Below are 24,790 nucleotides of genomic sequence, written 5' to 3' on the forward strand. Positions count from 1 at the left end.
CAACTTAAACAGAAGGTGATGGTTTTTTGCCGCGTTCCGCGATCAAACCAATCAGGAACAGAGCACCAATCAGATCAAAGAAACCCATAGCGACGAAAAGTGGATTGAAGCCGATGGTGTCAGAGACAGCACCAATCAATAGCGTAAACAGAAAGCTGGCGATCCAGGCACTGGAGCCACGCATACCGTTCACCGTTGCCATTTGGTTCTTATCGAAAGATTCCACTACCAGCGCGCTCAACATACAGGAGATCACCTGATGACCAAAACCACCAACGGAAATCAGCGCAATGGCAATGTAAGGGTCTTTAGTGATCGCCACAAATGCCAGTGATACCATCATGAAAGCCCCTGTTACCGAGCTGGCCACCACCGAATTAACACGGGAGCAGCCAAACCATTTGCGATACAGGGTAGTGAGATAGCCACTGGCAACACTACCGATGTCTGCTGCCAGGAACGGCAGCCAAGCAAACATGGCGATCTGCTTGAGATCCATACCGCGCTCGGTGGCCAGATACAGCGGTACCCAGAAGCTGAAAACCGCCCAGGCCGGTTCGGCAAGAAATGCCGGGATAGCAATACCGTAAAATTTTTTGTTTTTGCACAAGATCGCTAAAGATTTGAAGAAAGGCAGTTTTGGCAGTACCGGTTCGTTATCCTCATTAATCAGATCAAATTCTTTTTGGCTCAGATTCGGGTGCTGCTGTGGTGAATGATAAAACGCCCACCACAGAACGACCCAAGCCAGCGCCAAACCACCGGAGAACAGGAAAGCCCCCTGCCAACCAAAAGAAACATGAGCAATAACAATAATTGGCGGTGCCAACATAGCGCCAATCGAGAAACCCACACCCGCCCAGCCAGCGGCAATCGGCCGCTCTTTTTTCGGGAACCAGTCAGAGATCGCCTTGGCGTTGCCGGGTGTAGCGGCCGCTTCCGCTCCCCCCATGAAAAAACGCAGGATTGCCAGTTGAAACCAGGTTCCCGCTCCGGCATGCAACATACACACTACGGCCCAAATGCTGGCACAAATCAGGAACCCCATTTTCAGACCGATAACATCGATTAACCAGCCGCAGATCGGTTGAAACACGGTATAAGCCAGTTGAAATGAGGCAACCACCCAAGAGTATTGTTCGGTGGTCATATTGAGGCTAGTTTTCAGCTCTGGAGCCAAAATACCCAGTGAGTTGCGGGTAATATAGTTGACCGTCACGCCCAACAGAAATAAAGCCAACATCCACCAGCGTAGCGATTTAAATTTACGCCGGGTGCTTTGTGCAACCGTTTGACTGATTTCTACACTCATATTTTTCTCCGTGGCGACGATGCGCCTTTTAGGTAGAGCACACTTTTAGGTTGTGTTAACAGCGTTTTGGCAACAACAGTCAAAGATGCGACGTCAATTGCTATGACAACCCTATGATTTAATATTGTTTTATTTGTATTACAGACCAGGGATTGGACTGATAAATCTATAAAATTGGTGTACCAAAGCAGCCTAACCAGCGGAATGAACAAGCGAAATGGCGATTTTTGCAAAAATTTTCACAAGCGAGTTAAAATCTCATCATTATGGCCATAGAAAGCCGTCTGTAGTGTAGATGAGCAACATGAAAATATTCTCACAGCCTAATTTGAAGGGGATCACAAAATGAACGGAAAGCTGAAAATAAAAGAAATTGCCCGCCAGACAGGGCTTTCAATCAGCACTGTTTCACGTGTACTGGCAGGCAAATCCAATACCAGTGCAAAAGCACGGCATCAGGTACTGATGTGCGCGCAGCAGAACGGTATTCTGCAAGGCATTTCTAACGGTAGACTGATGTTGAACAACGTAACAGTATTTGCTCCTCAACGTGCCTTCGACGTGCGTACCGATATCTTTTACTACAAAGTGATCCAGGGTATCGCGTTAGCACTGGCAGACCATGATGTGAGGATCCGCTATTGCGGGTTAGAAGAAATGCACAGTAATAGCGCACTGTTTCTGGAAAAAATGAATGATCCGCAAACTGAAGCGGTGCTTATCATCGGCATTGATGATGAACACATTCACACCCTCGCAGCAGACCTGAATAAACCTTGTATCCTGATTAACTGCACTGACAGCCAAATGCGGCTGGATAGTGTTTCGCCGGATCACCAGCTGATTGGAGAATACTCGGCCAACTATCTTTTCCAACAGGGCCACAGCCGTATCCTTAATTTGCAATGCCTACGGCGTAACACGATGGAACTGCGTCTGGCAGGTATCAAGCAAGCCTATGCTCGGCATAATATTCCGTTTGACGATAGCCAATATCTGGTGACGACTTCCGGTTTTGGCAGCGAAGAAGCCGAACAGGCGATTAACACTTTTATTAACGGTATTAGCGATCGTGCACAATTACCCACAGCAATCCTGGCTGGTGGCGATTATATGGCTGTTGGTGCAGTCAATGCACTGAGGAAAATGCAAATTAACGTGCCTGGGAATATTTCCGTCATGAGTACCGATGGCTTTAATCTGGCAGAGATCCACGATATCGCGCTAACCTCCGTCCATGTACCCCGTGATGAGTTAGGCGTTGAGGCTATCGCTCTCCTGCAGCGTCGGATGCTGCGCCCAAACGCACCACCGTGCAATATGTTATTACACGGGAGGCTAGTGGTGCAGGCCTCTGTCAAACGCCTCAGCCCGAATAGAGTGACCCCCGCAGTGAGCACGCACCACCACAAGCTTTATGACGCCTGATGCTTTCAGCATGGCGGGTGATAGACTTTGCCCCTGAGCTAGATGCTAACAGCATGAACAATTAAGGGAGACAATCTAACCTAAACTTCACCCGTTTTTTGGAAATCAGCCCGTGGCCATTTTGGCATAGGTAGTCCACAGCCCCACAGGCTTTCAACACCTGCAATGGCTGACCACAGTCGGGGCAGTCGGCAAACTGCCGGTAATCGCAGTTGCAGCTTTGGCAATGGTAATGGTCATTCACCCAATTCATCGGATGAGCGCACACCGGGCATAAGACGTTCATTTTTCATCCCGTTCTAAATTAGGTTCCATAAGCGTAAAAAGTAAATCCCCAATGCGGTGGTAAAAAATGAACCCACGGTGGTGATTGCAATAATATTCGCCGCCAGTGCTGAATTCCCACCCATAGCGCGTGTCATCACGTAGCTGCCCGCTGCGGTTGGCGTCGCTGAAAACATAAAAATGATCCCCAACGTAACACCATGGAAACCACACAACCATCCACCGAGCGTCATGAACGCTGGCACAAAAAACAGTTTAGCGGATGACGACAACATTGCGACGTTAGAAGAGCGGAGAAAAGTTCGCAGATCCAGGCTGGCTCCCGTGCACAATAAAGCCCAAGGTAATGAAAGACCGGAGATATAACCGCCCGTCTGTTCAATCATCTGTGGAATACCAAGCCCGGTTTGTGAATACACCAATCCGCTGAGCAGCCCCAAAATAAGCGGGTTAGTCACGATACTGCGCAGCAGCGGAAGGTGCTGTATTTTCTTACCCTCACCACTATGCAGGCTGCGTGTCAGCGTAATAACCGACAGCACATTAAACAAGAGTACCGTCACTGTCAGATACAGAGAACCTATGGCAACGCCCTCATCGCCATAGGCAGTCATTGCATAAGCCAAACCAAGTATTCCGGTATTGGCGCGAAATCCCCCCTGGACAAACACACCGCGCTCACGTGGATCTGCCACCAACCACTTGGCAGATACTTCCAACAACAGGAAGGTAACAATCGTCCCTATAGCGCCATAAATCACCAGAAAAAGATTATCGCTCAGCTGTGGATGGTTGGTAGCAATGCCGAAAAATAGCAGACAAGGTAAAGCTATATTGAATACCAGCTTGGTGGCCCCATCGATAAAAAGGTCGTCCATCAGCCGCAAATGGCGCAGCAGAATACCCAATAACATCATCAATAAATTAGGGACGGTAACGTTGAATGCAAAACTCCATGTTTCCCAGGACATTACGTTCCTTCGTGAGGTAATAAAGAGTTAATAATCGGCAAATAATAGAACGAATTAAACCGGATAAAAACAGGGCGAAGAATTATTTCTGCGCCCTGTTTTTATTATTTTGACTTTTTCAAATGGCTCATTAAACGTTTACGCTTACGCATTTGATTCGGAGTCAAGGTATTGCGCTTACCCGCAAACGGATTTTCACCTTCCTTAAACTGAATGCGGATCGGTGTACCCATCACATTAAGTGAACGACGGAAGTAATTCATCAGGTAACGTTTGTAAGAATCAGCAAGATCGCTTACCTGATTACCGTGGATCACTACAATCGGCGGATTATATCCACCAGCATGTGCATATTTCAGCTTCACGCGGCGGCCACGTACCAACGGCGGCTGATGGTCATCAGTAGCCATCTGCATAATTTTGGTAAGCATCGAGGTATTAACACGACGAGTCGCACACTCGTAGGCTTCCTGTACCGACTCGAACAAATTACCCACGCCGCTGCCATGCAGCGCGGAAATAAAGTGCACACGAGCGAAGTCGACAAAGCCCAAACGCAGATCGAGCATCTCTTTTACGTGCTCACGATCTTCCTCACTCATGCCGTCCCATTTATTGACCGCAATCACCAGTGAACGCCCACTATTGAGGATAAAACCAAGCAATGACAGATCCTGATCGGAAATACCTTCGCGTGCATCAATGACTAACAAAACAACGTTAGCGTCTTCAATCGCCTGTAACGTCTTAATGACAGAAAACTTTTCAACGGTTTCGGTCACTTTGCCACGTTTGCGCACCCCTGCAGTATCGATCAACACGTATTCACGCTCATCACGAACCATCGGAATATAGATACTGTCGCGAGTGGTACCCGGCATGTCATACACCACAACACGCTCTTCGCCAAGAATGCGGTTAGTCAGTGTAGATTTGCCTACGTTAGGGCGGCCTACAATCGCCAGTTTGATCGGCAGATCCTGTGGGTTGAAATCATCCTCAGGTTCTTCGCCTTCATCATCTTCATCGGTTTCGCCATTCTGCTCTGCCCAGTAGGCAGCATTAGCCTCTTCTTCTGTCAGCTCAACTTCTTCTGGCTTTGCGGGGATAAAGGGCACCAAAACATGTTCAATGAGTTGCGCGACACCTCGACCATGGGAAGCAGCAATGGCATAAACCTCTCCTAACCCCAGTGAGTAGAAGTCAGCAGTAGCTGTGTCAGGGTCAATACCATCGGTTTTGTTGGCGACCACAAACGTCGCTTTCTCTCTGCTACGCAAATGCTGTGCAATGCCCAGATCTGCGGGCATCAATCCGGCACGGGCATCCACCATGAACAGCACTATATCGGCTTCTTCAATCGCCAACAGCGATTGGCCAGCCATTCGGGTCTCTACGCCGTCTTCCGTTCCGTCAATACCACCAGTATCAACAATGATGAATTCGTTGCCCTCTACTTCAGCACGACCATACTTGCGGTCTCGTGTTAGCCCGGGAAAATCCGCCACCAGCGCATCGCGCGTATGTGTTAAACGGTTGAACAAGGTGGATTTACCCACATTCGGGCGCCCGACCAGCGCGACGACAGGTATCATGTTGAAGCCTCATTACTTGATAATCAAAGCATTACTATGCAGCGCAATAGGCAACGGCAACATAGTTTTAAATACGAAACGGCCCCTGAATGTCAGGAGCCGTTATCCCCTAAATCTTCCAAATTGCAGCGCCAATGAATCAGGAGCCACAAATTTGCGATCTACCGGGTATACAACCTGCTAACGACTGAAGGCATAAACTTTGCCACCACGCGCCTGGATCAGCAACTTGTCGCCCGCAACGATTGGTGCAGAAAGGAAACCGGAGCTATCCACTTTCACCTGTGCCACAAAGCGGCCATCTGTCGTATTGACCCAGTGCAGATAGCCTTGCGCATCCCCAACCACCAGATAGCTGTTAAACAACACAGGCGCGGTCAGATTACGATGCAGTAGATCACTCTGAGTCCACTGATTCACCCCACCTTCGGCATTGGAAGCAACGATGCGATCATTTTGATCGACTACATAGATACGGCCCGCATCAACGATAAAATCGTTAATGGAACCCATGTCACGCTTCCATAATATTTGGCCTGAACGCAGATCCAACGCGGCAAGGTTACCATTGTAACCCACTGCATAAACGACGTTATCAACAATTACTGGGGTTGTATCAACATCGTTCAAGCGACCAATTTCAGTTGCACCACTCGGCTGGGAAATACGTTGCTGCCAGATCAACTGACCCTGCTGCATCAGCACGGCGTTAACGCGACCATTATCACTACCGACAACTGCGGCACCAAAGGCGACTGCTGGAGCTGACTCACCACGCAATGACAACGTAGGAGTGTCCAGGTTGACCGTCCATTTGATGGTACCATCAGCCTCATTTAATGCCTGAAGTTGACCATTAGTGGTATGGATCAATACCATGCCATCGGCAACCACCGGACGAGAAATCGACTCACCGGCTACTTTGGTTTGCCATGCCACTTTACCGTCTTGAGCATTAAGCGCATAGACTATCGCTCTTTCGCTGCCGACATAGACGTTGGAACCAGAAGCAGTCATTCCACCAGACAGCAGTGCGTGTTGATTACTGGAAAGCATCCCTTTACTTTCAGAAAGGTCAACCTTCCATTTTTCTTTACCGTCGGTTAGATCCAATGCTTTCACTATGCCACGACGATCGGCTGCATAAACGGTGTTATTCTGATAGGCTGGACGTAGATGGGAATAATACTCACCAACACCATTACCAACAGACGTGCTCCACACCTTGTTAGGTGTGAACTGATTTTCAACTTTTGGCAACGGTGACATGGTAACCACATCTTCTTCGCCGCCGAACAGCGAACAACCACTTAGCATGGCAACGGAAATCAGCCCGACCAAGAGTGTTTTACGCAATTGCATGGGAATTCCCCTTAGCTGGACAAGTTATTCAGTTTCATGCGCATTACTGCTGTAAGCGCCTGAGAGTTATTGGATTCAATACCCTTGCTGTAAGCCTCGCGCGCACCTTTGACATCGCCTTTCGCCAGCAGTACGTCTCCACGCACATCTTGCAGCATTGCTATCCAGCCTTCACCTTTCACGCCATCCAGCGTTTTCAGGGCTTCATCCAGTTTTTTCTGCTGCAACTGCACACGAGCCAAGCGAAGGTTAACCATAGCCAACAAGTTTTCATCCTTGGCCTGGCTTTGCGCCATCACCAATTGTTGCTCCGCTTTGGCAAAATCATTTTGCTGGGCAAAATGCTGCGCCAAATGCAATGCAGCAAATACACCATAACTGTTGCTGTTAGCCTGGATAAACGTCTCTGCTACAGCAACACCTTCGGCCTTACCGGATCCCAGTGCAGTGCTCGCCTGTTCAAAAGACTGGGAGGCGGCTATCATGCTGGAGTTTTGGTGGCTCTGCCAATAACGCCAGCCAAGCAGGGCACCAATACCGAGCACAACCCCCACAGCCAAGGCTTTGCCATTTTCAGCAAAGAACCGGCGCACGGCGTCAAGCTGTTCGTTTTCAGTGGTATAGACTTCCACGGTGTCCTTCTCCTTAACCTAACATCAAAGCCAGACGCGCAGCGATTTCACTTTGCGCCAGCGTTTCTTGTTCACCACTGCACAGGTCTTTAACCACAACCTGCTGCGCTGCCACTTCATTTTCACCCAGGATCAGGGCAATGCGCGCCCCCCATTTATCCGCTCGGGTGATCTGTTTTTTAAAGTTGCCGCCGCCGTGGTTGGTCATCAACTTAATCTGCGGTATTGCATTACGCACCTGCTCTGCCAGGAGCATAGCAGCACTCTGAGTACCCGCACCGGAAGAGATCATATAAACGTCGACCGTTGCAGCTGCTTTGAAATCTGGGTTCACGGCTTGAACAAGCAGCACAAGGCGTTCCATCCCCATGGCAAAACCAACAGCAGGTGTGGCACGCCCTCCTAACTGTTCGACTAAACCATCATAACGACCACCGGCACAAACTGTCCCCTGAGCACCCAAGCTGGTCGTTACCCACTCAAAGACCGTGCGGTTGTAATAATCCAGGCCACGCACCAGACGTTCGTTAACGGTATATGGGATGCCGGCATGCCGTAAAAGTTCACACAATCCGGCAAAGTGAGCTTTAGATCCTTCGTCTAAATATTCGGAAAGACGTGGTGCGTCGTTTAGCAAGGTTTGCACTTCGGGATTTTTAGAGTCTAGTACGCGCAACGGGTTGCTATACATGCGACGCTTGCAGTCTTCGTCCAGTTTTTCCTGATGCTGCTCCAGAAAAACGACCAATGCTTCACGATACTCGGCTCTCGCATCCAGCGAGCCGATGGAGTTCAGCTCCAATTTGACGTGTTCAGCAATGCCCAATGCTCTCCACCAACGAGCACTCAGCAGGATCAGTTCAGCGTCAATGTCAGGCCCCTGCAAACCAAAAACTTCTGCTCCTAACTGATGGAATTGACGATAGCGCCCCTTCTGCGGGCGCTCATAACGAAACATCGGGCCGATGTACCATAGACGCTGTTCCTGATTGTACAGCAGACCATGTTCGATACCGGCGCGTACACAACCAGCCGTTCCTTCTGGACGCAACGTCAGGCTTTCACCATTGCGATCATCAAAGGTATACATCTCTTTTTCAACTACGTCGGTTACTTCACCGATGGCGCGTTTAAATAACGGAGTCTGCTCTACAATCGGCAACCGGATTTCGCTATACCCATAGCCGCTCAGCACTTGCTTAAGTGTGCCTTCAATCCGCTGCCACAGTGCCGTTTCTTCCGGCAGGTAATCGTTCATGCCGCGAATGGCTTGAATGTTTTTTGCCACGTGAGTTCTCTGTCCGTTTTAAATAAAATGAATCTGATTATAGGGACTTTTTCATCCGCTGTTCAACGTGGATGCGCAGTTAAAGTCCCCGGACACATGAATCGGAGGGCTAAAAAAACCGCAGTACCGATTATATATCGCTTTCAAACGCTACAGGGTTAGAACTGCCTGTATCGCGAATGCAGTTAATTATGGCTTATTTATTTTCCAGCAGGTTAATCGCTATACGATTTGATTCGTCGAGCATCGTTGCCTTGGCACGGATCTTGGCTTCCAATTGGTCGATCATCTGTTCGTTATCAAAGCGATCTTTCTGGCGTACGCCATCTTCGTAAAAACCACTCTTCTTGTGTCCCCCCGTCACACCCAGAGTAGACACCAACGCTTCGCCCGGCCCATTCACCACGCAGCCAATGATGGAAACATCCATCGGGGTAATAATGTCTTCCAGGCGCTGCTCAAGAGCATTGACGGTGCCTATAACATCGAACTCCTGACGTGAACAGGTTGGGCATGCAATAAAATTGATACCACGGGCGCGGATGCGCAATGATTTCAGAATATCGAAACCCACCTTTACTTCTTCTACAGGATCGGCCGCTAGCGAAATGCGCAGCGTATCGCCAATCCCTTCAGCCAACAGCATACCAAGGCCAATCGCTGACTTTACAGAGCCGCTGCGGGCACCACCGGCCTCAGTTATGCCCAAATGCAACGGTTGATCGATACGTGCGGCCAACAGTCGATATGATTGCACGGCCAGAAACACATCAGACGCCTTTACACTCACCTTGAACCGGTCGAAATTGAGACGATCAAGAATATCAACGTGGCGCATGGCTGATTCCAGCAACGCCTCTGGCGTAGGTTCGCCGTATTTCTCCTGAATATCTTTTTCTAGCGAACCACCATTTACGCCGATACGAATCGGAATGTTTTTGTCACGCGCACAATCAACCACTGAACGAATGCGCGATTCGTTTCCGATATTACCGGGGTTGATACGCAGGCAGTCAACGCCGTACTCGGCAACCTGCAGCGCAATGCGGTAGTCGAAATGGATATCTGCAACCAACGGCACATTTACCTGTTGCTTAATCAAACGAAACGCTTCGGCGGCGTCCATGGTAGGAACTGAAACGCGAACGATGTCGACACCCACACGTTCAAGCGCCTTGATCTGATTAACCGTCGCTTCAACATCGGTGGTGCGGGTGTTGGTCATCGATTGCACTGCAATCGGCGCACCATCTCCAATAGGTACATTACCGACGTAAATGCGTGTTGATTTGCGACGGTTAATGGGAGCTTGGTTATGCATTACTCACTCTCCACTGCTGCTCTGACATAACGACAATTGCCACCCAATTACTGCGCGGGAATGGTTAGACGAGCAACACGGTTTGAACTAACGAACCGGCTTAAATCGACCGGCTTACCCTGAAATTGGATCTGTACTACGGCCGGTGCACCGATTGTAAGTTTATAAGGTGCAGTTCCCGACAAATTCAGCCTTGCCCCCCCTTTCTGGATACCACTGAACAAGGTCTTGCCCGTCGCGTCTGTCACCTGCAACCAACAGTCGCCAGAAAAATCCAGCATCAATCCATTGGCATCTTCCGCAGAAGCAGCTACGCCAGCCTCGCCGGTAGGCAACTGAGTCTGGATCGTTGGCGCCGTTATCTCTGGAATAGTGGCCTGACTTGGTGCAACGACGTCCGGTTGCTGCGCCAACGCAGCGGGTATCTGTTGAGGCGTCGCAGCGCTAGCGCTGGCCTCTACAGGGCTTTCTGATGCAGTATGGGAATCAACCGTAACAGCATCGTTATCAAGGCTATTACTAGCCAAAGAAACGGGTTGTCCTTCGTTATTCTGGGAAAGCTGAGCCGAAGATTGATCGGCCATGGTGGCGATCTCTTCCTGCTGAACCTTATGATTTTGCCACCACCAAGCACCTGTTAATCCTATAACTACAAGGAAAATTAGCCAGGTAAAGCTCATCAGCCAACCATCACGCTTTTTACGGCGCTTGCCCAGAGAAAAACTCTGCATCTGAGCCACTTTAGCGACTTTAACAGGTGCATACCCGGCAATAGCCGGCAACAATTCATCCTCGGGTAAATGCACCAGTTTGGCATAGGAGCGGATATAACCACGCGAGAACGTTGAAGCAAGGTCGGCTTCAATGTTGTCTTCTTCGATGTCACGCACGGTAGACAATTTGAGACACAAACGTTCCGCAACAGTTCGTTGACTCAGCCCGAGCTGTTCACGAGCCTGTCGCAGGCGTTGGCCTGTCGTCATAGAGACGGTTTTATCTTGAGAGTCTTCAGTATTCATTAGCTAAGAACTGCTGGTACTGTTTGGATTGTGGAAAACTTCGCGCTAACTGTTTGCCATAGCGCTGAACGCTATCCTGACGGCCCGCTAACGCGGCGAAACGAATCTGTAACCATAAACTATCGGCACTGGCCGGTAGTACATGTTGGTAACTGTCTAATAAAAGTTGCGACTGCGCGCGTTTCCCTTCTCCAAATTGCTTTTCTGCTTCTAGAAGCAGTTGTGCCCCTTTGTCCGGATCGATTTTCAAAGCACGCGTTAATAATTTGCGTGCTTCATCGTTCTGACCAGCTTTTAGGAAACAGTAACCTGCATTTTCCAGACTGTCGGCAACATGGTTATAATCTTGCGCTTGTGCGGCAGCGCTAAACTGCTGTTGTGCCGATACATACTGCCCTAAACTGCAGAGAAACGCACCGTAATTATTCAATACTGCACCATTACCTGGCGCAAGTTTAAGTGCTTGTTGATAGCGTTGTTCAGCAGCAACATCATCGCCTATCTGCTGAGAGTAGAGTGCCATACCCAGCTGGGCTCGATAATCCTCGGGAGCTGCATCAAGCGCTTTTTGTAGATTCGGTAACGCTGCCTGCATATCTCCCTGTTTCAGATACTCCAGCCCCAATTGTAATCGCGTCTGGCCAGCGGCTACCGATGACGCGTCTTTATCCGGCACCGAGCTCGAACAACCTGCAAGCAAACTGGATGCCAATAACACACAACACCATTTCAGCTTCATGCTGCACTCACTTCCTCACCTAATGTTACCCGATTACCCTGAGGAATAATTCTCACATAACAGGCTGTTAGATAACAAAAATTTACAATATAGGAATCAGACCGTTCGTATATTGATAGGTTCCCCGACCATCTTTTTTTTCAGGGTGCGTTTGGTACGATCGATCACATCTCCCGCTAACTGCCCGCAAGCTGCATCAATATCATCACCACGGGTTTTACGAACAATAGTCGTAAAGCCATATTCCATCAACACCTTAGAGAAACGATCTACACGACTGTTGGAACTACGGCCATAAGGTGCGCCAGGGAACGGGTTCCATGGGATCAGGTTGATCTTGCAGGGCGTATCCTTTAATACTTCCGCCAATTGATGCGCATCGTCGGTGCTGTCGTTGATGTGGTCTAACATCACGTACTCTACGGTAACACGACCCTGATTGGCATTGGATTTATCTAAATATCGGCGTACAGCAGCCAGGAAAGTTTCAATATTATATTTGCGGTTGATCGGTACGATCTCGTCGCGGATTTTGTCATTCGGTGCATGAAGTGAAATAGCTAACGCCACATCAATCATATCACCCAATTTATCCAGTGCAGGAACAACGCCAGAAGTCGACAAGGTGACACGGCGTTTTGACAGACCGAAACCAAAGTCGTCCAGCATGATCTCCATGGCCGGAACCACATTATTCAGGTTGAGCAACGGCTCTCCCATGCCCATCATCACCACGTTGGTGATTGGGCGCTGACCCGTCACTTTCAGGGCGCCAATGATTTTAGCAGCACGCCATACCTGGCCGATAATTTCAGACACTCGCAAATTGCGGTTAAAGCCCTGCTGTGCTGTTGAACAGAATTTGCACTCTAGGGCACATCCCACCTGCGATGAAACGCACAAGGTAGCACGATCAGCCTCAGGGATATATACGGTTTCGACCTGTTGATCGCCAACTCTGATAGCCCATTTGATAGTACCATCGGCAGAACGCTGCTCCTCGGCCACTTCCGGCGCACGAATTTCAGCCACGCTTTGTAATTTATTGCGCAGGACTTTATTGATATCGGTCATTTGCTCGAAATCATCACAGCAGTAATGATACATCCACTTCATGACCTGATCGGCACGGAACGGTTTTTCACCCATCTTGGCGAAAAACTCACGCATTTGCTGACGATTCAAATCCAGCAGGTTAATTTTGGCCGTAGCCGGTTGTTCCGTTTGAGCGGATTGCTCAGTCAGTGAATGATCTTCAGACAAGGTGTGCTCGGATGCGATGGTTTCTAACATAATGATCTCTTGGCCTCGTTGTTACACGTTATGGCTCAAAGGAATGGAAAGTAAGTGTGTTACTCCCCGCGGCTTGAATAGCAACGGTGATATACTCTAAACAATTCAAGCTACATGGCGAGTATAAAACACGCCCCAGATAAGATGACTCACCCGGGGCGCAGCATTGTACAAATTTTGTGAGCAGGTTTCCACGTCTTAACGCCTTTCACGGCATTTATATTTCATCAGCCGGTAAGTGACCGTCTCTACTGGGTAAAAACCTCTCGAACCTGATGAATTTCAAACCCTATACAGTTTGAAAAACGTTAGGACGATTAACGTGGGCAGATTTCGCTTTCGGTAAAGAAGTAAGCGATTTCGCGCTGAGCAGATTCCACTGCGTCTGAACCGTGAACGGCGTTAGCAGTGAAGCTATCTGCATAGTCAGCACGCAGCGTACCTGCCAGTGCGTTGTCCGGGTTGGTTGCCCCCATAATGTCACGGTTACGCTGTACTGCGTTTTCCGCTTCCAAAACCTGAACCACAATCGGGCCAGAGGTCATGAACTCAACCAGACCATCGAAGAAAGGACGGCCTTTGTGCTCGGCATAAAAGCCTTCGGCTTGTTCACGAGTGAGACGCAGCATTTTAGCAGCGATGATTTTAAAACCAGCGCGCTCGAAACGAGCATAGATGGCGCCGATATCATTGTTAGCAACAGCGTTTGGTTTAATGATGGAAAAGGTACGTTCTACGGTCATGATGGCCTCTATATGACTTCCAAAACAGGCCGGACGAAAAGTGGTGTGCCGGCCTTCTCAATTGACGCAGATTATATGTGTGCTGTTAACGCTTGCCTACGGGAAAATCAACATTTCATTAAAAAAACTATCTGAAGTCGTTATATTCGGTGACAATTGCTGATCTATACTCAAAATAATTCGAGTTGCTTGTAGGCGGCAACTGAGCGAAGCCCCAAGAGCTTACTCAGGTAAGTGACTGGGGTGAACGAAGGCAGTCAACACCCAAGCAACTTGAAGTATGACGAGTATAGGTCTTTGCAACAGTTACTGAGTGGTATCGGTCGATGGGATCACATTACGCAACCAGCTTCCCCAGCGGCGCTGGTAGAAAGGCTGGGTGTGAGTGATCATATAGTGGCTGACGCCGCGATCCTTTTCGGAGACCAAACAAAAATCAACCGGCTCATCGTTCGGCGCTGTCTCGCTGGCTACGCTACCCGCTTCGTTGATCAGGATTTCAATTTCGGCCTGTTCACCATCCACTTCCAGCCCGACCAGCAGATTCGGTTTCTCGTCAACGGCACGATCGTGCATTAACGCTAGAAAAGCTCGACGAACCGGCTTACGTTGGCTGAACAAGGTGGTGAGCGCGTCTACCATCGCTGAAGGATACTCTTGCGGCTGCCCCAGCAGGATCTGGGTTTCCTTGTCGATATAACGCTCTCCCGGTTTTATAACGCCTCCTGTAGCCAACAGCATGGTAATTTCATCTGGAAAGAATTCTTTACCGTACTCTGCCTTAGGGTTGAGGAACAGATCAGCCCCTTGCGTGATCTCAAAGAGGACGCGCGCGGGCATAGCGATAAAAGGCTGCTCATCTTCGACCGCTTTTTGCAACATTTTCAGCGAAGTGAAAAAAGGAATAATGCTACTACCATCCTGCTTTTCCCAGTGCTGAATATTCACCGGCGTTTCAGCATTCAAGATAGTCTCAGCTTCCTGCTGCACCTGCTCACTGTCACCCAGAATGTATACCGTTGAATCCAATAACTCGCGGAAAAATGCCGGACGGTGTGCCGGCCCCGAAACCGCCAGTTTCAGAAGGCGTTCAAGCTCATTTTCGCCCGGAACGGCGTCATCGTGGTGGTGGGAACTCATTGCCAACTCCAATATATTAAGGGTTCAGCATGCTGAACCCTTATGGGGAAATGTTGTTTTAACCTGCCTGCTATTATCTGGCTTTGCTCAACAGCAGATTAGCCAGGGTGCGCACACCCAATCCGGTAGCCCCCGCAGACCACTGTTCAACAGCGCCTTTACGGTAAGTTGCGGAGCAATCGATGTGCAACCAGCCTGTTTGATAGTTTTTCACAAAATGCGATAGGAATGCAGCTGCGGTACTGGCACCTGCGGTATAAGCAGCTCCGGCAACGTTGTTCAGATCGGCAAAATTGGATGGCAACTGGTTACGGTGGAACTCCGCCAGCGGCAAACGCCAGAATGGCTCGTGTTCAACATCGGCACTGGCCAACACTTGTTGCGCCAATGCATCGTCAAAACTGAACAACGCGTGGTAGTCATTGCCAACAGCCATTTTAGCCGCGCCGGTCAACGTTGCGCAGTCGATGATAAGCGTCGGATTTTGCTCACTGGCATCGATCAGACCATCGGCCAACACTAAACGCCCTTCCGCATCAGTATTCATCACCTCAACAGTCTTGCCATTGCGGTAGCGAATAATATCACCCAGTTTGAACGCGTTCCCGCTTACCAGATTGTCTGCACAACACAGATAGAGTTTAACGCGTTGCTGAAGGCCACGTGCTGCAGCCAATGCCAGCGCACCAGTAATAGTCGCAGCCCCACCCATATCAGACTTCATCGAGTCCATAAACGCGCTCTGTTTTAGGCTGTAGCCACCAGAGTCAAACGTAATACCCTTACCGACCAGGCAGGCAAACACCGGTGCATCAGGATCCCCCGTTGGGTTAAAGTCTAACGCCAGCAGAACAGGTGAACGATCAGAACCACGGCCCACGGTGTGCAAACCGGCGTAGTTTTGCTCGCGCAGATCTTCACCTTTGGTAATCCGGTAACTGACCGCATCACAGGCAACATCACACATCAAGTCAATAGCTCGGGTGGCTAATTGCTCTGGCCCCAGTTCTTCGGCTGGCAGATTGATAGTGTCGCGTACCCAGTCGATAATTTTCAAACGCTGTTCCAGCTCTTTGCGTTCAACTTCCGGCAATTCTGCCCAATCAACGCTACGCAGCCCTTTTGGCCCACGGAAACCTTGCCAGAATGCCCAGCTTTGCTCCAGCCCCCAGCCTTCTCCGGCCAGTTTCACTTTTTTGATCCCCTGACCATCAATCTTACGAGCTGCACGCTGTATAGTGCTCAATTTGTCATTAGCTGTCAGATGAATAGTCATGCCTTTATCTTGGCTACTCAGTATTGCCTTTTCACCCCAGCGAGCATCAGCGGGTTGCAGTGATAGCGTGATCTGCATGATTTCAGTTGTCATAGCCTTACTCCGGAATATTATTTTCCTAATCTTTCCTAAAAAAATAAATGGGCCGCCATAGGCAGCCCATTAAGTTAGTTACTCCGCTTCATCCAACCAGACCAGCAGGATCGCTTCCAATATTTTTTCATTGGATGCTTGCGGATCGTCATCAAACTCTTCGAGATCGCAGATCCATTGGTGCATATCGGTAAAACGTACGGTTTTCGGATCGGTATCTGGATAGGCATCGTAGAGTGCTTCGCCGATTTCCCTGCTGTCTGTCCACTTCAGTCCCATAATAGTCATCTCCTCAAGGAAAGTGCTTCAGTGGCGTAGCGAAAGCTGTTTTACCATAGGCAGCGCAAAGGAACCGGGGTGTACAGCAAGTACAAAAGGCTCCAGAGCACTGCCCTAGGCTAAAATGCTAAGCGCAGCAGCCTAATGAGATACTTTTTAGTGCTCACGCGCGTGATTGATGGTGTAACGCGGCATTTCCACCACCAGATCTTCATCAGTGACGCGAGCCTGGCAACTCAAGCGACTTTCCGGTTCCAATCCCCAAGCCTTATCCAGCATGTCATCTTCCAGTTCGCTGCTTTCATCAAGGGAATCAAACCCTTCACGTACAATACAGTGACAGGTGGTACATGCACATGACTTCTCACAAGCATGCTCGATTTCAATACCGTTTCGCAGCGCAACATCGAGGATGGTTTCCCCTTTCTCCGCTTCCAGTACAGCCCCTTCAGGACAAAGATCTTGATGGGGTAGGAAAACTATTTTAGGCATGGTTAAACCTCATCCACAGAATGGCCAGCCAGCGCACGGCGAATGGAGGCATCCATACGGCGCGCGGCAAAATCTTGGGTTGTTGCATCAACTTTCTTTATTGCGTCTTCGATCACTGTAGGCTCATGACTCTGCATGCTCGCTTGCAGATTTGCTACCGCGCCGTCGATCGCCTGACGTTCTTCTTCACTCAGCAGAGCGGCATCACTGGCTAGAGCCCCTTGCAAACTTTCCAGCACACGCGAGGCCTCAACCCGTTGTTCAGCCAGTTTGCGTGCCCCAATATCACTTTGTGCATTAGCCATGGAATCCTTGAGCATACTGGCAATTTCGGTATCGGAGAGACCATAAGACGGCTTCACTTGGATAGAGGCTTCAACGCCGGTAGATTTTTCCATCGCCGTGACGCTCAGCAGACCGTCTGCATCTACCTGAAAAGTCACCCGAATATGTGCACCGCCCGCAGGCAGTGGGGGTAAACCTCGCAGAGTAAAACGAGCCAGTGAACGGCAGTCCTGTACCAGTTCCCTTTCGCCCTGCAATACGTGGATCATCATGCCACTCTGGCCATCTTTAAAGGTCGTGAACTCTTGGGCACGTGCAACCGGAATAGTGGTATTACGTGGGATCACTTTTTCTACCAGTCCGCCCATAGTTTCTAACCCGAGCGATAGCGGGATCACATCAAGCAGCAGCATATCGCTATCCGGCTTATTACCTACCAGAATATCTGCCTGAATAGCTGCACCGATAGCCACCACTTTATCCGGATCGATTGACGTCAGCGGCATACGGCCGAAAAACTCACCGACTTGTTCACGCACCAAGGGAACACGCGTGGAGCCACCAACCATAACCACTTCCAGCACTTCTTCGGCACTGACTCCTGCATCTTTTAACGCACGGCGACAAGCCATTAAGGTGCGTTTTACTAACGGAGCGATCAGCGTTTCAAATTGCGCAAGGGTGACGTCACCTTGCCAACCGCCAATATCGACCTGTGCACTTTGCGCCTCACTGAGTGTAATCTTGACTGCCACTGCCGCATCCAGCAATTGGCGCTGCAGAGCGTGATCGCTGCGATCCACAATCTCCGCCTGTTCACGTAACCAGTCAGCCAGCAAATTATCGAAATCATCACCACCAAGTGCAGAGTCGCCACCGGTAGCCAGCACTTCAAACACACCACGGCTGAGACGCAGTATAGAAATGTCAAAGGTACCACCGCCCAGATCGTAGACAGCAATGACCCCTTCCTGACCAGAATCCAACCCATAAGCAATCGCCGCTGCCGTTGGTTCATTCAACAAACGCAATACATGCAGACCCGCAAGACGTGCGGCATCCTTGGTTCCCTGCCGTTGAGCGTCATCAAAATAGGCAGGCACGGTGATCACAACGCCATCGAGTTCGCCTTCCAAAGCGGCGGTGGCGCGTGAGGCGAGTTCTCTGAGAATATCGGCAGACACGCTAACCGGATTAAGCAAACCCGCGGCAGTTGCGATCATCGGCAAACCATTTTCGCTGGCCTGAAACTGATAAGGCAGATTTGGATAGCGTTGTTGTACATCAACCAGAGAGCGGCCCATCATTCGTTTCACGGAACTGATCGTATTAGTAGGATCCTGTGCAGCCTGCGCACGTGCAGCCCAACCGACGTCGCGTTTGGTGGTCTGATAGTGCACAACGGAGGGCAACAAATACCGCCCTTCAGCATCAGCCAGCGTTTCAGCCTGCCCGCTGCGCACCGTGGCTACCAGCGAATTGGTAGTGCCCAAGTCAATCCCCACAGCCAGACGACGCTGATGTGGTGCTGCACTGAGGCCAGGCTCACTAATTTGTAATAAAGCCATATATTGAAACTTCCAAAATCAGATTCAAAAACGTGTTACTCAAAACCCAGCAGTTTTTCTTCGAGTTGTTCAACCTGTTGCCGGAGTTTGTCCAAGAAACGCAGTTTACGTACAGTATCGGCCGCTTGTGACCATTGCTGGCTGTCCAGTTCTTGAACCATCTGTGTACTACGCTGTTTAAACGAGTTATCCAAGCGCGCAGAAAAAGCGGCCAGTGCACTTTCGGCATCTGGCTTACGTTCAATAGCATCAAGTTCTTCACGCAACTCCAGTTGTTCCATAAGGAATGTAGTGTCGCGCATTGTATGTTGCTCATTACCCAAATCAAAACCGTGCAAAGATAACATATACTCGGCGCGTTTTAATGGGTGCTTCAGCGATTGATAGGCTTCATTTATGGTTGCTGCCTGTTGTAACGCCATCAGGCGTTCACGCTCAGGTTGGAGGGCATTACGATCGGGGTGGAATTGACGTTGCAAATCCTGGTAGCGCGAGGTAAGCAGGCTGCCATCTACACTGAAGCGAACTGGCAACCCGAATAAGGTAAAGTGATCCATAGCGTGCTCTGGGCGTTATCGTGATGATTAAGATTCCCCCGTACACCACGGGGGAGCACGACGGACTGTCAGACGTTAAAACTTTCGCCGCAGCCACACTCGCTTGAGACGTTCGGGTTGTTGAACTTGAAGCCTTCGTTCAGACCTTCCTTGACAAAATCAAGCTCGGTACCGTCAAGATAGACCAGACTCTTGCCGTCAATGATCACCTTGACACCCTTGTCTTCAAAAACGACATCGTCATCGTTCGTTTCATCAACAAATTCGAGCACATACGCCATTCCTGAACAACCGGAAGTTCGTACACCCAAACGTAGGCCGAGACCTTTGCCGCGGTGATGCAAAAATGCCTGAACACGCTGCGCGGCGCTGTCGCTCATGGTAATCGACATAACAACCTCATTCAAAGCCCGTTTAGCCGGGCTAAATAGCTCATGAATAGACTCTAGGCAATTCGAGTTACAGGAAGATGGCAAAGTCGTGAGTCCCCAGTAACATAGATAAACTAGGCAACTGGGGTGAACAGGTTCAGCCAACGCACATGCAACTAGAAGTACGACGAGTATAACTACTTGGCGCTGTGTTTGCTCTTATAGTCAGCGATAGCTGCTTTAATAGCGTCTTCTGCCAGGATTGAGCAGTGAATTTTAACCGGTGGCAATTCCAGCTCTTCAGCGATCTGAGTGTTTTTGATTGCTTCGGCCTGATCGAGTGATTTGCCTTTCATCCACTCGGTCACCAGAGAACTGGATGCAATTGCTGACCCACAACCATAGGTCTTAAAGCGAGCATCTTCAATAATGCCTTCATTATTGACTTTGATCTGTAGCTTCATTACGTCACCACAGGCTGGTGCACCCACCATGCCGCTACCGACGGTAGGATCTTCGTTATCAAAAGATCCCACATTGCGTGGATTTTCGTAGTGATCGATTACTTTTTCGCTGTAAGCCATAACGTGACTCCTGAATACTGAGAATTAATGATGTGCCCATTCGATGCTGTTGATATCCACGCCCTGTTTGAACATTTCCCACAATGGGGAAAGATCACGCAGACGGCCAATGGATTTACGCACCAGCGAAATGGCGTAATCGATCTCTTCTTCGGTGGTGAATCGCCCCAGAGAAAAACGGATCGAGCTGTGTGCTAACTCGTCATTCATACCCAATGCACGCAACACGTAGGAAGGTTCGAGGCTGGCAGAAGTACAAGCAGAACCAGAGGATACCGCGAGGTCTTTCAGCGCCATGATCAACGATTCGCCTTCAACATAGTTGAAGCTAACGTTGAGAATGTTCGGTGCACCGTGTTCCAGATCGCCGTTGAGATACACTTCTTCCATATCTTTCACGCCGTTCCACAGACGATCGCGTAAGGCACGCAGACGTGGCATTTCAGTCGCCATTTCTTCTTTTGCAATACGGTAGGCTTCACCCATGCCGACAATCTGGTGAACTGGCAATGTTCCAGAACGCATACCGCGCTCATGACCACCGCCGTGGATCTGGGCTTCAATACGGATGCGCGGTTTACGGCGCACATAGAGAGCACCAATGCCTTTCGGACCATAAATCTTGTGGCCGGTAAAGGACATCAGGTCAACCTTCAGAGTACTCAGGTCAATTGGCAGTTTACCTACGCTCTGGGTGGCGTCGACATGGAAAACGATCCCGTGCGCACGGCACATTTCGCCAATCGTTTGAATATCTTGTACCACGCCAATTTCGTTGTTTATATGCATGATGGAAACCAGAATGGTGTCTTCACGCATTGCGCTTTTGAGCACATTAAGGTCGATAATCCCGTTGCTCTGTGGTGCCAGATAGGTCACTTCAAAACCTTCACGCTCAAGCTGGCGGCAAGTATCCAACACGGCTTTATGTTCAGTCTTGCAGGTGATGATGTGCTTGCCTTTCTTCTGATAGAAATTGGCAGCGCCTTTGATCGCCAGATTGTTGGATTCGGTTGCCCCGGAGGTGAAAACAATTTCACGCGGATCTGCCCCAACCAGTTCTGCGACTTGGTTACGGGCGATATCGACAGCCTCTTCCGCCTGCCACCCGAAACGGTGGGAACGGGAAGCTGGGTTACCGAAAGTACCGTCCAGGGTCAAACACTGCATCATCTTCTCGGCTACACGCGGATCGACCGGAGTTGTTGCCGAGTAGTCCAGATAAATCGGTAATTTCATTGCTCTTTTGCTCCGTACATCACTTCCAAAAACGAGTAAGATTTATCGCCAGCGACTTATGCGCGCAGATTAACGTTGATCGTTTCCTGCTGGCGCCCTTTGGCCGTGCGGCGTGTGTCGTTGTTTTGACGATCTGCCACGTCCAACACTTCCTGGTTGTTCACCAGTTCAGCCAACGTAATGTTGTTCAAAAAGCCGCTAATGCGCTCACTCAGATCGCGCCATAGTGTATGCGTCAGGCAGCGATCACCTCCCTGACAACCTTCTTTGCCTTGGCAACGGGTAGCATCTACAGATTCATCAACAGCCGATATAACCGCTCCAACGGCGATCTCACCAGCGTCTTTACCCAGCAGATAACCACCACCTGGCCCACGTACGCTGGCCACTAAGCCATTCTTGCGCAGACGCGAAAACAGTTGTTCCAGATAAGAGAGCGAAATACCTTGGCGTTCAGAAATATCTGCCAGTGGTACCGGCCCTTCCTGGGAATGTAATGCCACATCGAGCATTGCGGTTACGGCATAACGGCCTTTGGATGTCAATCTCATAGCTAAATGGTTACCAGTTGGTCAAATATGTAGAAAGTTTGACATTCCTGAGTAAAACAGTCAACTATTTACCCTAGTAATTTACTCAAGTATTAGCGCTTTTATGCTTTGTCACAATCGATGCATATAAAATACATCTTACAATTAGCGGACAACTAATGCTAACCCTCTTCTGAGAGCTCTAAAATCCATTACCCTGCTGTTTGTCCTGCTTTTCAATCGACGTCAGCATACCACGCAAAATATTCAATTCCTGCGTCTCCGGACGAGCCCTGGCAAAAAGACGGCGCAAACGGCTCATCACCTGCCCGGGATGCGCAGCTCGGATAAAACCAGTATGGACAAGCGTCTGCTCCAGATGTTGATAAAAGCGTTCGAGATCGTCTACCAACGGATAATCTGGCTCTTCCAATACTGGCTCTTTTGCCTGCTGACGCTCAAGATAAGCAACACGCACTTCATACGCCAGGATCTGCACCGCCATAGCCAAATTCAACGAGCTATAGTCCGGGTTGGCAGGTATGGCGACATGATAGTGACACTTTTGCAATTCATCATTCGTTAAACCAACACGCTCGCGGCCAAAAACCAAGGCAACGGGCCCCTGCACCTCTTCATGTACCGCACGCACTCCACATTCGCGAGGTTCCAACATCGGCCAGGGCAAAGTGCGCGAACGGGCACTGGTGCCAACCACCAGACGACAACCTGCAATGGCTTCATCAAAGGTATCAACAAGAGTAGCGTTACCAATAACGTCGCTGGCACCTGCAGCTAGGGCAATCGCCTGAGAATCGGGTTTAACCAGTGGATTGACCAGATAAAGATTGGTTAATCCCATGGTTTTCATGGCACGGGCCGTCGAGCCCATATTACCGGTATGAGAGGTTTCAACCAGGACAATGCGGATATTGTGCAACATACAAACTCTAAGTTTTGCGGAAAATCATAGTATCTTAACACAAGAGGAAGGTATTAGGTATTTTGCCGAACACCTGCTATACTTCGCGCCGTTTCCTGTTCTTTAACATTCTGTGGAAGATACCCATGCATCCGATGCTGACTATCGCCGTGCGCGCTGCGCGCAAGGCTGGTAACCTGATTGCCAAAAATTACGAGACACCAGACGCTGTAGAAACGACCCAAAAAGGGTTAAATGATTTTGTTACGAATGTCGATCGCGATGCAGAGCGTCTAATTATCGAAATCATCCGTAAGTCTTACCCAAAACACACCATTATTGGTGAAGAGTGCGGTGAGTTGGTGGGCGAAGATCAAGATGTGCAATGGGTAATTGATCCACTGGATGGCACTGCTAACTTCATAAAACGTTTCCCACACTTCTCTGTCTCTATCGCCGTACGCATCAAAGGCCGTACAGAAGTCGCTGTAGTTTACGATCCGATGCGCAATGAACTGTTCACCGCTACCCGTGGTCAAGGTGCGCAGCTCAACGGTTATCGCCTGCGCGGTACCAATGCCAAAGATCTGGACGGTACCATCCTTGCTACCGGATTCCCATTCAAAGTCAAACAACATGCTCCGGCTTATATCACCCTGCTTGGCAAACTGTTTACCCAGTGCGCAGACTTCCGCCGCACCGGTTCTGCCGCGCTAGACCTGGCTTACGTCGCCGCTGGTCGCGTTGATGGTTTCTTTGAGATTGGCCTGAAGCCGTGGGATTTTGCCGCTGGCGAACTTCTGGTTCGTGAGTCCGGTGGTTTGGTCACCGACTTTGTAGGCGGGCACAACCACTTAAGTTCTGGCAACGTGGTTGCCGGAAACCCACGCGTAGTGAAATCTTTACTTTCCGCCATGCGTGAAGAACTGAGTGAAGCACTGAAGCGTTAATTTATATTCCCGAGTTCATTTAAGTTGCAGGACAAAACGCAATGGCGTTTTTGAACAGCCCTTACGCTGGCCCCGAAAGACCGCGGTATAGACTTGAGCCGACTAACGCGGCAAGCCAACACTCAGGCAACTTGAAAATATGACGAATATAGCCGCCCATACGCCTAGGGCGGCTATTACTCCATCACCCCCAGCTTAATGCCATATTTCTTGATTTTATAATGTAGTGTGGTGCGAGAAATACGTAGGTAGTTGGCCGCTCCAACTACGCGACCATTTGAACGGTTCAGCGCATTCACTATCAGTTGCCTTTCATACTCTTCCACCAGTTGATTCAGCTCACCATGCGGCAGTTCAACCACCGAATTTTCCGCCTGCTTTTGTATCGTAAGCACCTATCCGCCAGAGTCCATTCCGTTCCGATCGCCGCTGTTCCCTTGGCTGGCGGGCTTTGCCATTGTGATGAATGTGTTGATCATCGGTGGAACCTGGCTAAGTCACGGTGGTGGCATTATG

Annotated in this window: 26 protein-coding genes; 2 read left to right on the forward strand and 24 right to left on the reverse strand. The window is 49.6% G+C overall.

What is annotated here, in order from left to right:
• Positions 1–4 precede the first annotated feature (4 nt).
• Positions 5–1,312, reverse strand: coding sequence for an MFS transporter (locus OK023_RS11325; protein ID WP_317692826.1), 1,308 nt, complete (start codon positions 1,310–1,312; stop codon positions 5–7).
• A gap of 345 nt (positions 1,313–1,657) precedes the next feature.
• Here OK023_RS11325 and OK023_RS11330 point away from each other — a divergent pair, with 345 nt between their 5' ends.
• On the forward strand, positions 1,658–2,740 hold the full coding sequence (locus OK023_RS11330) for a LacI family DNA-binding transcriptional regulator (protein ID WP_317692827.1): 1,083 nt from the start codon (positions 1,658–1,660) through the stop codon (positions 2,738–2,740).
• 61 nt (positions 2,741–2,801) lie between these two features.
• Here OK023_RS11330 and OK023_RS11335 read toward each other — a convergent pair whose 3' ends face one another.
• The 22 genes from OK023_RS11335 to trmJ all read right to left on the reverse strand — a co-directional run bounded on the left by OK023_RS11335 (position 2,802) and on the right by trmJ (position 23,345).
• On the reverse strand, positions 2,802–3,026 hold the full coding sequence (locus OK023_RS11335; protein ID WP_317692828.1) for a zinc ribbon domain-containing protein: 225 nt from the start codon (positions 3,024–3,026) through the stop codon (positions 2,802–2,804).
• Positions 3,027–3,039: 13 nt separating this feature from the next.
• The gene (locus OK023_RS11340) at positions 3,040–3,996 is read right to left on the reverse strand and encodes an AEC family transporter (RefSeq protein WP_317692829.1); all 957 of its coding nucleotides are present in this window, start codon (positions 3,994–3,996) and stop codon (positions 3,040–3,042) included.
• Between the two features lie 104 nt (positions 3,997–4,100).
• Positions 4,101–5,591, reverse strand: coding sequence for a ribosome biogenesis GTPase Der (gene der / locus OK023_RS11345; RefSeq protein WP_317692830.1), 1,491 nt, complete (start codon positions 5,589–5,591; stop codon positions 4,101–4,103).
• A gap of 180 nt (positions 5,592–5,771) precedes the next feature.
• Positions 5,772–6,953: an outer membrane protein assembly factor BamB gene (bamB, locus tag OK023_RS11350; RefSeq protein WP_317692831.1), complete on the reverse strand. Its 1,182-nt coding sequence runs from the start codon at positions 6,951–6,953 to the stop codon at positions 5,772–5,774.
• Between the two features lie 11 nt (positions 6,954–6,964).
• Positions 6,965–7,585 (reverse strand): YfgM family protein, encoded by a 621-nt coding sequence (locus tag OK023_RS11355; RefSeq protein ID WP_317692832.1) that lies wholly within the window; start codon positions 7,583–7,585, stop codon positions 6,965–6,967.
• A 13-nt stretch (positions 7,586–7,598) separates the two neighbouring features.
• On the reverse strand, positions 7,599–8,873 hold the full coding sequence (hisS, locus tag OK023_RS11360) for a histidine--tRNA ligase (protein ID WP_317692833.1): 1,275 nt from the start codon (positions 8,871–8,873) through the stop codon (positions 7,599–7,601).
• 196 nt (positions 8,874–9,069) lie between these two features.
• Positions 9,070–10,194, reverse strand: a complete 1,125-nt coding sequence (ispG, locus tag OK023_RS11365; protein ID WP_317692834.1) for a flavodoxin-dependent (E)-4-hydroxy-3-methylbut-2-enyl-diphosphate synthase — start codon at positions 10,192–10,194, stop codon at positions 9,070–9,072.
• A 47-nt stretch (positions 10,195–10,241) separates the two neighbouring features.
• Positions 10,242–11,213, reverse strand: coding sequence for a cytoskeleton protein RodZ (rodZ, locus tag OK023_RS11370; protein ID WP_317692835.1), 972 nt, complete (start codon positions 11,211–11,213; stop codon positions 10,242–10,244).
• Positions 11,203–11,952: a type IV pilus biogenesis/stability protein PilW gene (gene pilW, locus OK023_RS11375; protein ID WP_317692836.1), complete on the reverse strand. Its 750-nt coding sequence runs from the start codon at positions 11,950–11,952 to the stop codon at positions 11,203–11,205. Before pilW ends, rodZ begins: the two co-directional genes overlap by 11 nt.
• Positions 11,953–12,048: 96 nt before the next feature.
• Positions 12,049–13,245, reverse strand: coding sequence for a bifunctional tRNA (adenosine(37)-C2)-methyltransferase TrmG/ribosomal RNA large subunit methyltransferase RlmN (locus tag OK023_RS11380; RefSeq protein ID WP_317692837.1), 1,197 nt, complete (start codon positions 13,243–13,245; stop codon positions 12,049–12,051).
• A 317-nt stretch (positions 13,246–13,562) separates the two neighbouring features.
• Positions 13,563–13,988: a nucleoside-diphosphate kinase gene (gene ndk, locus OK023_RS11385; protein WP_317692838.1), complete on the reverse strand. Its 426-nt coding sequence runs from the start codon at positions 13,986–13,988 to the stop codon at positions 13,563–13,565.
• A gap of 306 nt (positions 13,989–14,294) precedes the next feature.
• Positions 14,295–15,128: an enhanced serine sensitivity protein SseB gene (gene sseB / locus OK023_RS11390; protein ID WP_317692839.1), complete on the reverse strand. Its 834-nt coding sequence runs from the start codon at positions 15,126–15,128 to the stop codon at positions 14,295–14,297.
• Positions 15,129–15,201: 73 nt separating this feature from the next.
• Positions 15,202–16,497: an aminopeptidase PepB gene (pepB, locus tag OK023_RS11395; protein ID WP_317692840.1), complete on the reverse strand. Its 1,296-nt coding sequence runs from the start codon at positions 16,495–16,497 to the stop codon at positions 15,202–15,204.
• Positions 16,498–16,575: 78 nt separating this feature from the next.
• On the reverse strand, positions 16,576–16,776 hold the full coding sequence (iscX, locus tag OK023_RS11400; RefSeq protein WP_317692841.1) for a Fe-S cluster assembly protein IscX: 201 nt from the start codon (positions 16,774–16,776) through the stop codon (positions 16,576–16,578).
• 156 nt (positions 16,777–16,932) lie between these two features.
• The gene (fdx, locus tag OK023_RS11405; RefSeq protein ID WP_317692842.1) at positions 16,933–17,268 is read right to left on the reverse strand and encodes an ISC system 2Fe-2S type ferredoxin; all 336 of its coding nucleotides are present in this window, start codon (positions 17,266–17,268) and stop codon (positions 16,933–16,935) included.
• Positions 17,269–17,270: 2 nt separating this feature from the next.
• Positions 17,271–19,121, reverse strand: a complete 1,851-nt coding sequence (hscA, locus tag OK023_RS11410) for a Fe-S protein assembly chaperone HscA (protein ID WP_317692843.1) — start codon at positions 19,119–19,121, stop codon at positions 17,271–17,273.
• Positions 19,122–19,156: 35 nt separating this feature from the next.
• The gene (gene hscB, locus OK023_RS11415; RefSeq protein ID WP_317692844.1) at positions 19,157–19,678 is read right to left on the reverse strand and encodes a co-chaperone HscB; all 522 of its coding nucleotides are present in this window, start codon (positions 19,676–19,678) and stop codon (positions 19,157–19,159) included.
• Between the two features lie 68 nt (positions 19,679–19,746).
• A complete protein-coding gene (gene iscA, locus OK023_RS11420; RefSeq protein WP_317692845.1) occupies positions 19,747–20,070 on the reverse strand; it encodes an iron-sulfur cluster assembly protein IscA in 324 nt (107 codons plus the stop codon).
• A 176-nt stretch (positions 20,071–20,246) separates the two neighbouring features.
• Positions 20,247–20,633 (reverse strand): Fe-S cluster assembly scaffold IscU, encoded by a 387-nt coding sequence (gene iscU, locus OK023_RS11425; protein WP_004952090.1) that lies wholly within the window; start codon positions 20,631–20,633, stop codon positions 20,247–20,249.
• A 24-nt stretch (positions 20,634–20,657) separates the two neighbouring features.
• Positions 20,658–21,872 carry an IscS subfamily cysteine desulfurase gene (locus tag OK023_RS11430; protein WP_317692846.1) on the reverse strand — a complete coding sequence of 405 codons (1,215 nt, stop codon included), beginning with the start codon at positions 21,870–21,872 and terminating at the stop codon, positions 20,658–20,660.
• Between the two features lie 56 nt (positions 21,873–21,928).
• Positions 21,929–22,423 (reverse strand): Fe-S cluster assembly transcriptional regulator IscR, encoded by a 495-nt coding sequence (gene iscR, locus OK023_RS11435; RefSeq protein WP_317692847.1) that lies wholly within the window; start codon positions 22,421–22,423, stop codon positions 21,929–21,931.
• Between the two features lie 181 nt (positions 22,424–22,604).
• Positions 22,605–23,345, reverse strand: coding sequence for a tRNA (cytosine(32)/uridine(32)-2'-O)-methyltransferase TrmJ (gene trmJ / locus OK023_RS11440; RefSeq protein ID WP_317692848.1), 741 nt, complete (start codon positions 23,343–23,345; stop codon positions 22,605–22,607).
• 125 nt (positions 23,346–23,470) lie between these two features.
• On the opposite strand from trmJ, the gene suhB reads away from it, so the two are divergent.
• Entirely contained in the window at positions 23,471–24,274 is an 804-nt protein-coding gene (gene suhB / locus OK023_RS11445) for an inositol-1-monophosphatase (protein WP_317697665.1), read from the forward strand.
• Between the two features lie 176 nt (positions 24,275–24,450).
• Here suhB and OK023_RS11450 read toward each other — a convergent pair whose 3' ends face one another.
• Complete coding sequence (locus OK023_RS11450) at positions 24,451–24,669, reverse strand: helix-turn-helix domain-containing protein (RefSeq protein ID WP_317692849.1); 219 nt, start codon at positions 24,667–24,669, stop codon at positions 24,451–24,453.
• Positions 24,670–24,790: the final 121 nt, after the last annotated feature.

The organism is Serratia sp. UGAL515B_01 (assembly GCF_033095805.1).
Lineage (GTDB): Bacteria > Pseudomonadota > Gammaproteobacteria > Enterobacterales > Enterobacteriaceae > Chania.